Consider the following 15286-nt stretch of genomic DNA (forward strand, 5'->3'; position numbering starts at 1 on the left):
AGGCATTCTTACGAGTTATTTCGGTTATGTAAATATGGTGTGAAAAAAGAGCAGAAGGTGTGGTGAATGACGCGAGAAACCGGGCGGAATGCCGCCCGGTGGGCAAGATTAGGCGTTGCGTTTATCTTCGGTTTGCGTGTCGAAATCGCTGGCGTCGTGGCGCTCGTGCAGTTGCTCACTCGGCTCGCCGAAGGTGCGGTTAACCATTCGTCCGCGTTTTACCGCCGGACGGTCTGCAATCGCTTTCGCCCAGCGCTGGACATTTTTGTAGCTGCCCGCGTCGAGGAATTCCGCCGCGTTATAGACATTGCCCAGCACCACATTGCCGTACCACGGCCAGATGGCCATATCGGCAATGGTGTATTCATCCCCGGCAACGAACGTGTGCTGCGCCAGTTGTTTATCCAGCACGTCCAGTTGACGTTTGGCTTCCATGGTAAAGCGGTTGATCGCGTACTCGATTTTTACCGGCGCATAGTTATAGAAGTGACCAAAACCGCCGCCGAGGAAAGGCGCGGAACCTTGCAGCCAGAACAGCCAGTTCAGCGTTTCAGTGCGTTTCGCCGGATCTGTTGGCAGGAAGTGACCGAATTTCTCCGCCAGATAGAGCAGGATCGCGCCGGATTCGAACACCCGCGTCGGCGGGGTGGTGCTGTGATCGCGCAGCGCCGGGATTTTGGAGTTTGGGTTAACATCGACAAAACCGCTGGAGAACTGATCGCCTTCACCGATGCGAATCAACCACGCGTCGTACTCTGCGTCACTAACGCCTTTCGCCAGTAACTCTTCGAGCATAATGGTCACTTTCTGGCCGTTCGGCGTACCGAGCGAATAGAGCTGTAACGGGTGTTTGCCGACCGGCAATGCTTTGTCATGTGTTGGGCCGGAAACCGGGCGGTTGATATTGGCAAACGCGCCGCCGCCGGATTTATCCCACGTCCAGACTTTGGGGGGCTGATAGTTGTCTGACATTTTGGCCTGCCTTTTCGTTGATGTGTTGAAGAAGTTAAGCGCTTGCAAAGCAGTGTAGCAGTCGTCTCAGGCGAGAATACGCTGCGCCCAGACCTCGATGTCGTCGCCGCTACCGAGATCGGCCTGCACTAAGCCGTTAACCATAAAGGTTGGCGAAACATGGATGCCATTCTGGCGCGCGTATTTGCAGTGCCATTTGATCTCATTTTGCAGAGCCGGACGGGCAAAAGCCTCTGCCAGCTGCACACCGCTGTACTGTTCGATGCGCTCAATGATTTGCTGCGGTGTGGCGTGCATATTCGGGCCGCTGCAGTGGTCGGTAAATTCAAACTCTTCGCGATGATCGGCAACCGCTTGCAGTACTTTATGTGCGGCGTTTTTGCCGTCTGCAAGCGTCGATGCCGCGAGGATACAGCGGACAATCACACCGGAAAACAGATGCCACGGCTGTGATTGCAGGCGGATTTTGACGGTGACGTTATCTTCGCCGACGTGTTGCAGCAGCGCGTCCAGTTTCTTAAACGCGCGTACAGAAAAAGGGCACGTAGGTTCGATAAATACCTCGAACGTGCGCGGGCCGTGACCCCAACTGAGCGGGGCGGCATGTAGCGGTTGTTGGCTCATTTTCACTCCTGATATTTAATATTTTTTCGCGTTTCAAAGAGTAGCAGCATGCCGCAGCCAGGGGAAAGGCGCTTTGCCGCCGATGCGGTTAAGCACAAAAGCGGTTGCGTTATTTTGCCGATACGGGCGTTAAAACAGTACGCGCTGCCACAGAAATCTGTTTGTTAAAATTTAGTGATAAAAATGGGCTGTGCTTCTGCTTTTAATTATATGCCCTGACTTAACGTATATTTTTTAATATCCAACTGATTTAAGTAAAATTATTATTTTATTAAATAGCGCGTGCTTATTTAATTTTTGTATGTAAATCATCCTGTTTCAGCGCTATTTGTTATTAATCTGTTTCTTTCGCCTGTCGATAATCGTTATGAGGATCTTTTTTTCGGCTCAGGCAGAGTCATTTGGCGGAATATCTGGTCATTGATAGCGGAGATAATGATGCAGGAGATTCAGGCGATTCAGGCAAGCCCGCACCTTGCCACAACACAAGAAAATACAAACCATAAATCGGCGGCGCATGCGGATAACGGCGCGGCAAATAGCGCTTCCCATGATGAGAGCACCAAAGTGACGCTCTCCAGCCGCGCGGAAAAACACAAACACAGCAATGAGATAAAAGCCGAGCAGCAGGTTCAGGAAAAGAAAAAGGTGGAAAATCATGAGATTGATTATTCACTGGCGATGACCGGTATTCCGCAATTTGGTGGACGGCTGGTGACCATCGTTAAATATCCTGACGGCAGAACGGAAATGGTTGACGCGTTTTCAGGTAAAAAAGTGACGCAACAAGAGTTAGCCGCAGCGCAGTTACAGAAAGAGAAACGTGTGGCTGAGCAACACAAACTGGACGCGAAAACAGCGGTACAGCAAGAGCCGATAACGGCGGGCGAATCTGAACCGACGGATATGCAATAAAGAACGCAAGTAAATCCTTTCTTATTTCAGGGGTATTATTGTTAGCTGTATTACTCCAGTGTCTATATCTGGATCTTATATTTAGCGGTTGTGGATTGCATATATCTTATATTACGCATTCGCTGACCGGGAAATAACATAGCCACAGTCATCTATTTGGCTTAAGGCAGAAATAACACGATATGTTTTCAGCAAAATAGTGGCTGAGGATATCGGCTTTTTGGCGTTTTTATTGGGCTGAATAAAACAGAATGTGCCGCCTGATAGACAGGCGGCAGATCTCATCAGAACAGAACGGAATAATTCAGGCCAAAAGTACGACCGCGGCCTTTATAGGTATATAAACCCGCTGCGCCGTAGGTTGGGCTGTATAAACCCGGTGCGCGTTGTCCCCATGCGGTGGTGTAATCTTCGTCCAGCAGGTTTTCAACGCTAAAACTCAACTTACCGACGGGCAAAAGATAACTGCCGAGCAGGTCAACGGTGTTGTACCCGTCAATATGTTTGCCATCGGCGTCAGAAAGATCAAAGGTCTGGGTGCTTTGCAGGCGTAACGTCCAGTCGCCTGGCGCCCAGTTGACCCACGCGCTCATTTTCGACGGGCTGGCGCTATCCACGGTCAGTTTCTGCCACTTGCCATCGACGCGGGTTTGCGACTTGATGGCGTTAAAGTTCGCGCCGGTGCTCCATTCGCTGTTGCTAAAGAAGTAATCGACCTGGCCTTCCACACCGTAAATACGACGCTGATCATCTTCAATATTGATGGTCATGTCGCTTTTGTTGATGTTGATGGTTTTATCCGAAAGCGAATAGTACGCGGCGATCTGCGTACGCAGGCTATCGCCGGTGTAACGCCAGCCCAGCTCGTAGGCATTCACTTTAATGCCATCCAGCTTCGAATCATTAACGTTGACGCTGTTCACCAGGCGATAGTGGCCGTTTTCCAGCTTGTAGGTGCCGGAACCGTAATATTTCGCGAGGTCCGGGATTTCGAAGCCTTGCGAGAAGTTAAACCACAATTGCTGGCGTTCGCTCAGGTGGCCGAGGATGCCTGCGTTGAACAGCAGATTGTTGTAATCCGTTTTGCCGCCAGGTACGGCGTCCGCCGAGGTCGCTTTGCCGGTGGCGATACCTTGTTGCTGCGCGTAGCCCACAAAGTCCTCGACTCTGTTTTCTGTGTACTGATAGCGCACGCCGCCGCTCAGGGTGATGGCCGCAATGTCATAACTGCTTTGCAGGAACGGCGCGAGGTTCGTGATGCTGTAGCCGGGATAGCGCCCGACGTTGTAAGCGTTATCCAGTTTCATCCCGCCGCTGGCGGCGGCTTTGCTGAGATTGAAAAACTGCTGGTTGGCATCGAACGTTTCATGTTCGGCGTCCACGCCCCAGGTTAATGTCAGATCTTCCAGCGGTTTGCTGTTAAGGGTCAGTTTGCCGCCGTAGAAATCGGTTTTTTGCTGCGATGCGCCAATGCTGGTCACCGAGCCGCCGGAAAGCGTCGGGAAGGGGTAATACGTCAGGCTTTCGTCACGGTAATAAATCTGTGCCAGTAAATCCTGGCCCCAGAAATCGCTGTTGGCGTATTGCAGGTTAATTAAGTGGCGTTCAGTGCCGGGGATACGGTCGGAATCAAGGTTACTTTTGTTGTACGCGTTGCCGACGCCGCGCACTGCCGAGAAGTTCTCGCCAAGGAAGAGGCCGTGCTTACCGTCAGACTGGCTTTTGTAATACTGCGTAGTGAGCTGCAACTGTTGATGATCGTCGATATTCAGCGTGCCGGTGCCCATGACATCCAGGCGGTCTGAGTACTGCAAACCGGTTTGCGTGTTATCAATAATCACTTCATTGCCTTTGCCGTCATACCAGCCGCCATAGCGCTGATAGGCCACAGAAAGACGCCCTGAAGCGTTATCATTACCGCCGCTGACCGCTGCGGCGATGTTCTCGTCGTGATCGTTATGGCTGTTAAAACCGCTTTTTGTGCCGGTCTGGAACTCAACCTGGGTTTCCGGCTGGCCTTTTTTGGTGACGATATTGATTAAACCGCCGGTGCTGCCGCCGCCGTACAGTGATGTCGCGCCGGAAATCACTTCGATGCGCTCAATGTTAAACGGATCGATTGCATCAAGCTGGCGGCTGTCGCTGCGGGACGAGTTCAGGCGTACCCCGTCGACCATCACCATCATTGAACGGCCGCGCAGATTCATGCCGTAATTGGTACGTCCCTGGCTGCTGACGTCCATGCCGGGAATCAACTGCGCCAGCACCTCTTTTAACTCTTTGCCGCCCTGAACCTGCTGCTCAATGTCAGCCTGTTCAATGACCCAGGTGGTTTGCGCCATATCCGTAACGCTGTGGTTTGCGCGGCTGGCGGCAACCACCAGCGTCTCTTCTTTTTGACCTTCCGCCGAGGCGTTAACGGAAAACATCATCAATAAACAAGGATTTAATGCCCAAAGATAACGAGATTTCATTGTTATGGTGATCCTGATTTAACAGAAGTACGGCGGCGCTGATCCTCCCGAGCCGCAAGCAGTATCGCCATTTGTTGATAGCGATTATCAAGATGATATGAATTATCGTTACCAAGTAAACGCTTTATGTAAAAAAATGTTGGATTAACCCGGTGATTTCCATGAAGTTTTTAAGGTTTTTGCGCGAGTGACTGAACTGGCAAAGGGCGGGGAGTGCACCGGGTTCGATAATAATACCGCCCGGTATAATAAGGTTACTGGTATTTATTGCTTGAAGTTTGAACGGTAAATGAAAAGGTATTTTAGCGGGGTTTAGCGCTTCGTTTTGTTATGTTTTTCTTTAAAGTCCGCAATCGCCTGATTGATGTTATCGGTTGCGATGGCATCCACTTTTTCGTCTTCGAAAAAGATTTCATAATGGCCAGAAACATATTTAAAGGTAAATATCTTACCCTGATAACGCACGCGCTTTTCTTTTACAGACAATCCCCTGCTGCGCATAGCCACTTTTGCCATCGTATCTATCTTTTTATTTTTCATGATTATTTGTCTTACCTGTGCAGGTTGTTTTGCGATGTTTGGTATTAAACCCACTCAATCTGATGTTAATTTGTTATTCACGGAAAAGATAGCCACGGTTGTCTGATTCGCTGGATTGATAATATATGAAACATTTAACCTCATGTTAAGGTTGTCTTAATCTTTAACGTATCCTGCAATTGCGGGATGGTGGATTAATTCATTTTTTAATTTTTGATGATATTTAATTTCAAACTCGATCGTGTGATAATAATTTTGATTCTCATTTCATTTCCACTACGATTAAAATCCAGCCCGGCTCGTATGTGCTGACGATTACACATAATTTAAAAGGAATGATGATGAAGAACCGCTTTTTGCCGCTCTGTTCACTTGCACTGGTCATCTCTTCAGTTTTTGCTGCTCCCGCGGCGTTCGCCGCCGGCAACGACGACGGTATCGTGGTCTATAACGCGCAGCACGAAAATCTGACAAAATCCTGGGTCGACGAATTCACCAAAGAAACCGGCATCAACGTCACGCTGCGTAACGGCGGCGACACGGAGCTGGGTAACCAGCTGGTGCAGGAAGGCAACGTTTCGCCAGCGGATGTGTTTCTGACGGAAAACTCCCCGGCGATGACGCTGGTCGACAACGCCGGGCTTTTTGCGCCGCTCAATGCGGATACGCTGAAACAAGTTCCGGCTCAGTTCCGCCCGGCGCATGGTCGCTGGATTGGCATTGCCGCGCGCAGCACCGTTTTTGTCTATAACCCGGCGAAACTCTCCGCTTCGCAGTTACCTGCATCGATCATGGATTTAGCCAAACCGGAATGGAAAGGTCGCTGGGCGGCATCGCCTTCAGGCGCGGACTTCCAGGCAATTGTCAGCGCGATGCTGACCCTGAAAGGCGAAAAAGCCACGCTGGACTGGCTGAAAGCGATGAAAACCAACTTTGTGCCTTACAAAGGCAACAGCACGGTGATGAAAGCGGTCAATGCCGGGCAAATCGACGGCGGCGTGATTTATCACTACTACTACTTTGTCGATCAGGCGAAAACCGGCGAGAACAGCAAAAATACCCAGCTTCACTACTTTAAACATCAGGATCCGGGTGCGTTTGTCAGCATCTCTGGCGGCGGCGTTTTAGCCTCCAGCAAACATCAGAAACAGGCGCAGGCGTTTATCAAGTGGATAACCGGCAAGCAGGGCCAGGAGATGCTGCGCACCAACACCGCGTTTGAATACGCAGTAGGGGAAGGTGCGGCTTCTAACGAAAAACTGGTTCCGCTGGCGCAATTAGACGCACCGAAAGTGGAACCCTCCGCGCTTAACAGCAAAAAAGTCAGCGAGTTAATGACCGAAGCCGGTCTTTTGTAATCACGCAGGAATGAGTGCCTGATGTCCAGTTTGAGTCTCCCGGCGGCAAGCAATGCGGCCAGCCACGCCGCCCGGCACCGTCCTTCGCGGCTGCTGGTGGTATTTGCCCTTTTTGTCGCGGCACTAGCCTTACTGCCTGTTGGTTTTGTCATCGGTGTCGGTATTGATACCGGTTGGGCGACGGTACAGGCGCTCATTTTTCGCCCGCGTGTGGGCGAGTTGCTCGTCAACACCTTCTGGCTCATTGCACTTGCTGTACCCGCCAGCGTCGCGCTTGGTACGTCGCTGGCGTGGCTCACTGAAAGGACGTCGCTGCCTGGGCGGCGCATATGGGCAGTGCTGGCGGTTGCGCCGCTGGCGATCCCGGCGTTTGTGCAAAGTTATGCCTGGGTTAGCGTTTTGCCCGCGTTTCACGGGCTACCCGCGGCGGTGTTTATCGCCGTGCTGGCCTATTTTCCGTTTATTTATATGCCGGTCGCGGCGGTATTGCGCCGCCTCGATCCCAGCCTTGAGGATGTGGCGGCATCACTTGGCACCCCGCCGTGGCGCATCTTCTTTCGCGTGATCTTACCCCAGCTTCGGCTGGCGCTTTGTGGCGGTGCGTTATTGGTGGCGCTGCACTTGCTGGCGGAATATGGCCTGTTTGTGATGATCCGCTTCGATACCTTCACCACCGCGATTTACGATCAGTTTCAGTCAACGTTCAGCGGCCCGGCCGCCAATATGCTCGCCGGTGTGCTGGCGCTTTGCTGCCTGGCGTTGCTGCTGCTGGAGACAGCGGCGCGCGGAAAAGCGCGCTATGCGCGGGTGGGCTCAGGTTCAGCGCGCAAGCAACAGCGCCGCACGCTTGGGCGCTGGGGAAGCGGGTTAGGGCTATTGCTGGCGGTGTGCACAGTGGTGCTGTCATTCGGTACGCCGATTGCCGTGCTTGGCCGCTGGCTGTGGCTTGGCGGATTCGATAACTGGCATAGCGCCGATCTCTGGCTTTCACTGCGCCAGACCCTTTTTCTGGCCGTTTGCGGGGCGCTGATCACCACCGCGTTCGCCATTCCGACGGCGTGGCTCTCGGTGCGCCATCCGCGCCGCGTATTTCGCCTGCTTGAAGGCTGTAATTACATCACCAGCGCCTTACCCGGCATTGTGGTGGCGCTGGCGCTGGTCACTGTGACCATTCATTACGCGCGCCCAATTTACCAGACTGAAGTGACGCTGTTTCTCGCCTGGTTGCTGATGTTTATGCCCAGAGCGTTGATCAACTTACGCGCCGGGATTGCGCAAGCGCCGGTAGAGCTTGAACAGGTGGCGCAAAGCCTTGGCACCTCGCCTGGCAGAGCGCTGGTGAGCGTTACACTACGGCTGGCAGCGCCGGGAGCCTCTACTGCTGCGGCATTAGTTTTTCTGGGTGTGAGTACAGAACTAACCGCCACGCTGCTGCTTTCCCCGCTTGGCACCCGCACGCTGGCGACAGGGTTCTGGGCGCTGACCAGCGAGATCGACTACGTGGCGGCGGCACCCTATGCCTTGCTGATGATTTTGATCTCCTTGCCGTTGACCGGCCTGCTGTATAAGCAATCACAAAAACTTTCGGGTCTTTAAGATGTTAGAACTGGCAACCATTTCGAAAAGCTTTGCCGCCGCGCGCGTGCTGGATGATGTGAATCTGGTGATCCCTGCGGGTAGCCGCACGGCGATTGTCGGCCCATCCGGGTCAGGGAAAACCACGTTGCTGCGTTTGATCGCCGGGTTTGAAGTGCCGGACAGTGGACGCATCGTGTTGCAGGGAAAAACCTTGTTTGGCGACGGCCAGTTTATCCCGGCCCACCAGCGCAACATTGGCTTTGTGCCGCAAGAGGGCGCGCTGTTTCCGCACCTTAGGGTGGGAGAAAACATTGCCTGGGGGCTTAAAGGCTCGCGTCACGAGAAGCAACGCCGTGTCGATGAGTTAATGGCGATGGTGTCGCTGGACAGTAAACTGGCGGCGCGCTGGCCGCATGAGATCTCCGGTGGTCAGCAGCAGCGTGTGGCGCTGGCCAGAGCGCTAGCGCAGAAACCGGCGCTAATGTTGCTTGACGAACCGTTTTCAGCACTGGACACCGGCTTGCGCGCCGCCACGCGTAAGGCCACGGCGGATTTGCTGAGCGAGGCGGGCGTTGCCTCAATTCTGGTTACGCACGATCAGAAAGAAGCGCTCTCTTTCGCCAGCCAGATTGTGGTGATCCGCCACGGCCGCTTTGCGCAGGTGGGATCGCCGTTCGCGGTTTATTCGCAACCGGTTGATGAGGAGACGGCGCTGTTTTTGGGCGATGCGCTGATTTTATCTGCCGATGTGGCGCAAGGGCGTGCGCACTGCCTGCTTGGCGATGTGGCGGTAGATACCCCGGCGCTTTCTGGCACGCATCGCATTATGTTGCGTCCGGAACAGGTGAGTGTGGTGCCGTGCGATGAGCATCAAACCTGCCCGCAGGCACAAATTATCGATATGGATTTTGCTGGCTATCTTTCGTCGTTGACGCTGCGGTTTTCGCAAAGCGGCGAACGCCTGACATTACAAGCCATCACCCGCCCGGACTGGCGACCCGGCATGAACGTGAATCTGCAGGTTAACGGTAGCGCCCGCGTATTCCCCCGCTGAATATACAGCCCGGTTAACGGCGGGCTGATTTATCAATTGTCATATTCTTGAATCCGATCTCAAAACAATGTTTTTATATGTGTAAAACTTAGTTCCGTTTTGTATCAGAATAAAAATAAAAGCCTTTATTGATCCGTAATGCCTGCTGGCATTCACGCTTGGCCACATTTTCCAGAAACAGAAACGCGCGATTACACCGGTGCAGCCTGCCGGGAGAACCTGTTTCAGGAGAATGACCTATGCAATACCCTCTGGGACTTAGCGTGTTGTTTTGTTGCCTGCCAGTGATGGCGAATGCGGCAACGATACTGGAAGGCGCGGTTTTTGCCGATGCGCCGCTGGCGGGGGCATTGGTAACGGTGACCGACAGTTCAGGCAAGCGCCTTACCACCAAAACGCGTAGCGATGGACGCTATTCGCTGGCGGTTGATGCGCTCACTCCACCGTTAACCCTTTCCACTTTCCAGAGCACGGGAACCGCGCAGTCCTGTTTGCGAAGCGATGAGCCGCGTGCGCGTTGCATGGCCTCTCTGCTCATTACGCTGCAAAAAGAGCGCCGCAATACCGCTAACATCACCCCTTTTACCGACAGGCTGGTCTCCGAAGTGGCCGGTCAGTTGGGCTATATCGGCCCACAGCAGTGGGTTGAACGGGGGGATAACCGCAAGCTGAATGCCGGTTTGTTGGCCGGGCCGCTGGCTAACTTCCGTCATGGCATGGCCGACGCGTTGCGTTTATCTGGTCTGAATGCGAAAACCGTCGATCCGGTACAGACGCCCATTCGCACCGGCAACGGTATGGCGCGGATTTTGTCGGTGGTTAACCACAACCGCAATTATGACAACAACAGCGGCGAGGCAGGCGGGACAGTGCTGACCGACAGCGCCTTTCGCCCGATTGTCGGTTTGCAGAACAGCGGGCCGTGGGAACCGTTAGATTTGCCGCGTGCGCTGCGCGATCGGCAGGCGATCAGCAGTGCGAAAACGCGCATTTTGCTGGTCAGCGATTCCACTGCCGCCACCTATGAAGTCGCCCGTTTACCGCGCATGGGGTGGGGACAAGTTTTCCAGCAGGCTTTTCGCGCCGATAGCGGCGTGGTGGTGCTTAACGGCGCGCGTTCCGGGCGCTCCAGCCGGGATTTCTACAACGAAGGCTGGTACCAGCAAATGGCGCGTGATTTACGTCCAGGCGACTATGTTTTTATCGCTCATGGTCATAACGATCAAAACTGCGATGGCGATAAAGCGGTGCGCGGCACGGCGGATGTGAAAAACCTCTGCACCTATCCTAATGATGCCAGCGGCAATCCACAGTTTCCGCCGGGCGAGCCGCTGTTATCGTTCCAGCACTCGCTGGAGCGCTATATCACGCTGGCGCGCGCGGCGGGCGCAACGCCGGTGCTGTTGACACCGACCACGCGGGTAAAAAACCGCACGGGGAAAACGGCGTTTCAGCAGGGCGCCGACGATGTGGTCGTCAGTAGTCATTACACGGTGAAAAAGCCGGGTTACCGCTTTGCCGGGAACTACATTGACACCATCAAACAGACCGCCCACCGCAACCATGTGCCGCTTATCGATCTGGAAAAAGCGACTATCGATTTCGCCAATGCGCACGCCAGCGACTGGATGGATTACTGGCTGGCCGTGGATGCCAGTGACCCGCGCTACCCCTGGTATAAAACGCAAACTTCCGGGATTCGCAGCAATCCTGATACCACCCATTTCCAGCAACAAGGTGCAGAAGCTGTCGCATCGATGGTGGCTGATCTCATCCGTACCACACCTGAATTGACCTCGCTTGCCGACACATTAAAACCCTAAGGAGAGACCGATGAAAACACTGCACTGTTCACTGCACTATTCCGCATCCGCACTGTTGCTGGCCTGTATCAGCGTTTCCGCTCAGGCGAGCGAGTGGAACGCCGTTGTCTCCACCGCGCCGCAAGCCGGTGAGTTCGCCACCATCAGCCAGGCGCTGGCCGCCGCGCCAGACAGCGGTACGCCGTGGCGGATCCTGGTCAAAGAGGGGCGCTGGAACGAACGGCTGGTGATTGAAAAACCGGTCACGCTGGTGGGGCAATCCAGAGAGCAAACGCAGATTGAAGCGAATACGCCCGCCGGTGCATTAGGCAGTGACGGGCAGAAGCTTGGCACCGGGCGCACCAGCACGGTGGAAGTGCGCGCATCGGGCGTGACCATTGAGAACCTGACTATTCGCAATAGTTTTGACTTTCCGGCTAATGCCGCGCTGGCGGATGGTGATGCGAAGAAACTGAAAGACACGCAAGCGGTGGCGCTGATGGTCTCGGAAAACGTTGATAAAGCGCGTTTCCGCCATGTCCGGCTTGAAGGTTACCAGGACACGTTTTACAGCAAGAGCGGGAGCCGCAGCTATTTCACCGACTGTGAAGTGAGTGGGCACGTTGATTTTATCTTTGGCCCCGGCATTGCGGTGTTTGACCGCTGCAAGATTATCGCCCGTAACCGCAATGATATCGCCCCGCCGTATGGCTACATCACCGCGCCGGCGACGCAGGCGGATGAGAAGTTTGGCCTGTTGATCATCAACAGCAAGCTCAGTAAGGAAGCGGGCGTGCCGGCGAAAAGTTTCGCGCTGGGTCGCCCGTGGCACCCGACAACACAGTTCAGCGACGGGCGTTATGCCGATCCGAACGCCATTGGTCTGGCGGCATTTATCAACTGCGAAATCGACGACCATATTTACGGCTGGGATAAAATGTCCGGCAAAGATAAAGCCGGGGAGAAAATCTGGTTTTATCCGGAAGACAGCCGTTTTTATGAGTTTGATAACCGTGGTCCGGGCGCAGGGCAAGGCGGTGCGAAATATCAATTAAGCAAGGCGGATGCCGCGCAATATAATCTGGCGGCGATTTTCAGCGGCTGGGATAAAGCGGTGCTCGAGTAAGGGATGTTGCCCCCGTGAGCGGGGGCAATTGATGAGAGTCAGTTGCCGTATTTCACGTTAAACCCGAGCGTATCGCCCACGGTCATGTATTCGCGGAAATTGAAAATCAGCGGTTTCCATTTACTTGAATCAACAATACCATTTTCATTTAACAGCGCGTTTTCAACCCATAAGTTCACAATATCGAATTCAGCCAGCATAAAACGGCCTTTGTCGCTGGTGGAGACTAAACGGCATTCCGCCTGGATTGGGCACTCCGCGACGCGCGGCGGTGCGATATCGACAGAGGCTTCTGTGTGTAACCCGGCTTTGGCGAATTTATCGTGGCAGATTTCAACGCCCCATTTGGTCTGGTTTTCCGACAGGCTATCGCCACCGGTCAGTTTGCCTATTTGCTCTACTTTTTCCCAAAGTGTGTGATCGGGAATATTGATCACGGCGTCTGAACCGGCCAATACATTATTGTAGGTTTTACCGCCTTTACTGATGCCAATAATCAGTTTCTCGCCCAGGGAAATAGACGAGGATGCCGCAGAAATATTTGTGTTGCCGTCTTTATCTTGCGTGGTGACTAAAAAAACGGGAAAGCCATAATAAAAAGAGTTGAGTTTGGATTTGTTTTTCATGGTGCGTTGATTCCTGCTTATAAATAATTATCTGTCATTCTTCCCCCGTCGTGGCGTATTTATCAATAACCCTTTCTGAGTAACAAAATTCAGCGGAAATAACCCCTAAAAAAAGTAGTCCACAAATTATAAAACAGGTATATCATATGCAACAAATGCTTTTCCCCCTCCCGGCAAACCCGCTTTGCTGAGACACCAAGAGGATGAAACATGCAACGTATTGCGATACCCGCGAATTATGTCCACACCCGTTCAACGCCGTTCTGGACTAAAGAAACCGCCCCGGCGTCCATCTGGAAGCGCCATCTCGACGCCGGAACACGCCAGGGCGTCTATCCGCGTTTAAGTGTGCTGCGAGGGGCGATCCGCTATTACGGTTACGCCGATGAAAACAGCCCGCAACCGGTGGAAACGTTAACGATTAATGCCGGTGAATTTGGCGTTTTCCCACCGGAAAAATGGCACAACATTGAAGCATTAAGCGACGATACGATATTTAGCGTCGATTTCTATGTTGACCCGAAAATTTTGATTGAAGGTTGAGGTAATTCTGATGACAACTGAAAACAAAGGTTATTCTTTAGCAGTTTCTAATGGTGCTAACAATGAAACGCAAGAAAAGATCTTTCTCAAGCCGATGTCGTTATATGTTCCTGATGTTGCGGTGCAGGCGGTTGCGGAGCTGATTGCGGGTCTTACTGACCCTAAAGAAAGTTCCAGTGAATTTATCCTGACGGTGACCAACAATAATAACGGAGTTTCTGTGGATAAAGCGTTTTCCACGCTTAATGAATTGAAAGATCCGCTAAATGCCGCAGATGCGGTGAAAGAGTTAATTAATATCGTCCGGGGTTATGAATCGGATGAAGAAACTAACGTGTGCGGCTGGTAACCGAACGCTGCCCGAGGAGGTATTATGGCGCATCACATTCCTGTTCATTTCCGTCATACCCGCTCAACGCCTTTCTGGACGAAAGAGACGGTTCCGCAGGCGCTGCTTACTCATCACAACACCAAAAAAGGTGTCTATGGCCGTTTGTCGGTGATGCAGGGGGCGGTGAAATATTTTGGTTTTGCCAGTGAGCACGACACCACGCCGGAAGTGGAAGTGGTAATTGAGGCCGGGAATTTTGGCATCAGCCCGCCGCAATACTGGCACCATATTGAACTGTTAACCGATGATACCTACTTCAATATCGATTTCTTTGCCGATCCCAACGACGCGCTGGAAGGGAAGGGGATTGGCCAGGTGGTGAATACCCACCGCAGCTAACATTTCATGCCCGCGTTGCGGCGAGCGTTTTTAAAAGTTCTCAATAAACCGTTTTACGGCAGGTGAACGCTCGAACTTGCGCCACGCCAGCGCCACATCGGTTTTTAATGTCTGTTCCGCCATCCGGTGAAACGTCACTTGCGGGTGGCTGAAACAGGCCATAGATTGCGGAACGATGGCGAAACCGAAACCGGCGGCTACCATGCTCAGCGATGAGGAGAACTGCGAAGCTTGTTGCTGGTTTTCCATATCAATACCCGCGCGCAGACAGGCGTTGTACACCAGTTCATATAGCCCTGGCGCGACTTGCGGAGGGAAAATCACCAGCGGTGTTTGCTGCAGTTCGTTCAGCGAGATATCCGTTTTCGCGGCAAGCGGATGCGAGCGGTGTAGCGCCAGCACCATCGGCTCTTCATCGATCAACTTCAGGTTGAACATTTTGCTGTTTTCACACGGCAGGCGCACAAAGGCAACATCAATCAACCCCTCTTCCAGCTCCTGCATCAGCGTCGCCATATTGTCCTCTTTTTGATACAGCGCCACCTGCGGATAGCGCTGTTGAAACTGGCGAAGCGCTGAAAAAATTTGCGAGTGAAACGCATTGGAGCTGGTCACGCCAAGGTACAATTTTCCGTTAATTCCCCGCGCGATCCCTTTTGCTTTTTCCATTGCCGCATCGCTCAACGCGATGATTTGGCAGGCATCTTCATAAAACGCTTCGCCCGCTTCGGTAAGCTCAACGCCGCGAGTTTGCCGGTAAAAAAGCGGAGTGCCCACTTCCTGCTCAAGACGACGGATTTGCTGACTTAACGGCGGTTGCGACATGCCCAGCATTTCAGCGGCACGGGTGAAGTGTTGCGTCTGCGCAACGGCGACAAAATAGCGTAGATAACGGAGTTCCATATTAAAAACATCTCAAACCCTGATGCTTTGTATATTGGAAT

The 15286-nt window shown here is 53.0% G+C and carries 15 protein-coding genes; 9 read left to right on the plus strand and 6 right to left on the minus strand.

The genetic code is table 11. The features are described 5' to 3' along the window. Positions 1-108 precede the first annotated feature (108 nt). Both yghU and BN2591_RS19065 read right to left on the minus strand, forming a co-directional pair. The gene (yghU, locus tag BN2591_RS19060; protein ID WP_086873419.1) at positions 109-972 is read right to left on the minus strand and encodes a glutathione-dependent disulfide-bond oxidoreductase; all 864 of its coding nucleotides are present in this window, start codon (positions 970-972) and stop codon (positions 109-111) included. 66 nt (positions 973-1038) lie between these two features. Beyond that, positions 1039-1596 (minus strand): DsbA family protein, encoded by a 558-nt coding sequence (locus tag BN2591_RS19065; protein WP_086873420.1) that lies wholly within the window; start codon positions 1594-1596, stop codon positions 1039-1041. Positions 1597-2031: 435 nt separating this feature from the next. On the opposite strand from BN2591_RS19065, the gene BN2591_RS19070 reads away from it, so the two are divergent. Beyond that, entirely contained in the window at positions 2032-2511 is a 480-nt protein-coding gene (locus BN2591_RS19070; RefSeq protein WP_244173033.1) for a hypothetical protein, read from the plus strand. A 284-nt stretch (positions 2512-2795) separates the two neighbouring features. Here BN2591_RS19070 and BN2591_RS19075 read toward each other — a convergent pair whose 3' ends face one another. Further along, positions 2796-4985, minus strand: coding sequence for a TonB-dependent siderophore receptor (locus BN2591_RS19075; protein WP_086873422.1), 2190 nt, complete (start codon positions 4983-4985; stop codon positions 2796-2798). Positions 4986-5297: 312 nt separating this feature from the next. Further along, positions 5298-5525, minus strand: coding sequence for a hypothetical protein (locus BN2591_RS19080; protein ID WP_086873423.1), 228 nt, complete (start codon positions 5523-5525; stop codon positions 5298-5300). A gap of 341 nt (positions 5526-5866) precedes the next feature. On the opposite strand from BN2591_RS19080, the gene BN2591_RS19085 reads away from it, so the two are divergent. The 5 genes from BN2591_RS19085 (at position 5867) to BN2591_RS19105 (ending at position 12443) form a co-directional block, all read left to right on the plus strand. Further along, complete coding sequence (locus tag BN2591_RS19085; RefSeq protein WP_086873424.1) at positions 5867-6883, plus strand: iron ABC transporter substrate-binding protein; 1017 nt, start codon at positions 5867-5869, stop codon at positions 6881-6883. 21 nt (positions 6884-6904) lie between these two features. Beyond that, entirely contained in the window at positions 6905-8479 is a 1575-nt protein-coding gene (locus BN2591_RS19090) for an ABC transporter permease (protein WP_162494960.1), read from the plus strand. 1 nt (position 8480) lies between these two features. Continuing rightward, positions 8481-9515: an ABC transporter ATP-binding protein gene (locus tag BN2591_RS19095; protein ID WP_086873425.1), complete on the plus strand. Its 1035-nt coding sequence runs from the start codon at positions 8481-8483 to the stop codon at positions 9513-9515. A 239-nt stretch (positions 9516-9754) separates the two neighbouring features. Beyond that, complete coding sequence (locus BN2591_RS19100; RefSeq protein ID WP_086873426.1) at positions 9755-11338, plus strand: rhamnogalacturonan acetylesterase; 1584 nt, start codon at positions 9755-9757, stop codon at positions 11336-11338. A 10-nt stretch (positions 11339-11348) separates the two neighbouring features. Beyond that, a complete protein-coding gene (locus BN2591_RS19105) occupies positions 11349-12443 on the plus strand; it encodes a pectinesterase family protein (protein ID WP_086873427.1) in 1095 nt (364 codons plus the stop codon). A gap of 38 nt (positions 12444-12481) precedes the next feature. On the opposite strand, the gene BN2591_RS19110 is transcribed toward BN2591_RS19105, so the two are convergent. Next, positions 12482-13069 (minus strand): flavin reductase family protein, encoded by a 588-nt coding sequence (locus BN2591_RS19110; RefSeq protein ID WP_086873428.1) that lies wholly within the window; start codon positions 13067-13069, stop codon positions 12482-12484. Positions 13070-13279: 210 nt separating this feature from the next. On the opposite strand from BN2591_RS19110, the gene BN2591_RS19115 reads away from it, so the two are divergent. The 3 genes from BN2591_RS19115 to BN2591_RS19125 are packed head-to-tail and all read left to right on the plus strand — an operon-like array spanning position 13280 to position 14342. Continuing rightward, positions 13280-13612, plus strand: a complete 333-nt coding sequence (locus tag BN2591_RS19115; RefSeq protein ID WP_086873429.1) for a TehB family protein — start codon at positions 13280-13282, stop codon at positions 13610-13612. A 10-nt stretch (positions 13613-13622) separates the two neighbouring features. Beyond that, positions 13623-13961 carry a DUF1869 domain-containing protein gene (locus tag BN2591_RS19120; protein WP_086873430.1) on the plus strand — a complete coding sequence of 113 codons (339 nt, stop codon included), beginning with the start codon at positions 13623-13625 and terminating at the stop codon, positions 13959-13961. Positions 13962-13985: 24 nt separating this feature from the next. Beyond that, positions 13986-14342, plus strand: a complete 357-nt coding sequence (locus tag BN2591_RS19125) for a TehB family protein (RefSeq protein ID WP_086873431.1) — start codon at positions 13986-13988, stop codon at positions 14340-14342. A 30-nt stretch (positions 14343-14372) separates the two neighbouring features. On the opposite strand, the gene BN2591_RS19130 is transcribed toward BN2591_RS19125, so the two are convergent. Continuing rightward, the gene (locus BN2591_RS19130; protein ID WP_086873432.1) at positions 14373-15245 is read right to left on the minus strand and encodes a LysR family transcriptional regulator; all 873 of its coding nucleotides are present in this window, start codon (positions 15243-15245) and stop codon (positions 14373-14375) included. Positions 15246-15286 lie beyond the last annotated feature (41 nt).

The sequence above is a fragment of the Kosakonia pseudosacchari genome (assembly GCF_900184035.1).
Taxonomy (GTDB): Bacteria; Pseudomonadota; Gammaproteobacteria; order Enterobacterales; family Enterobacteriaceae; genus Kosakonia; species Kosakonia pseudosacchari.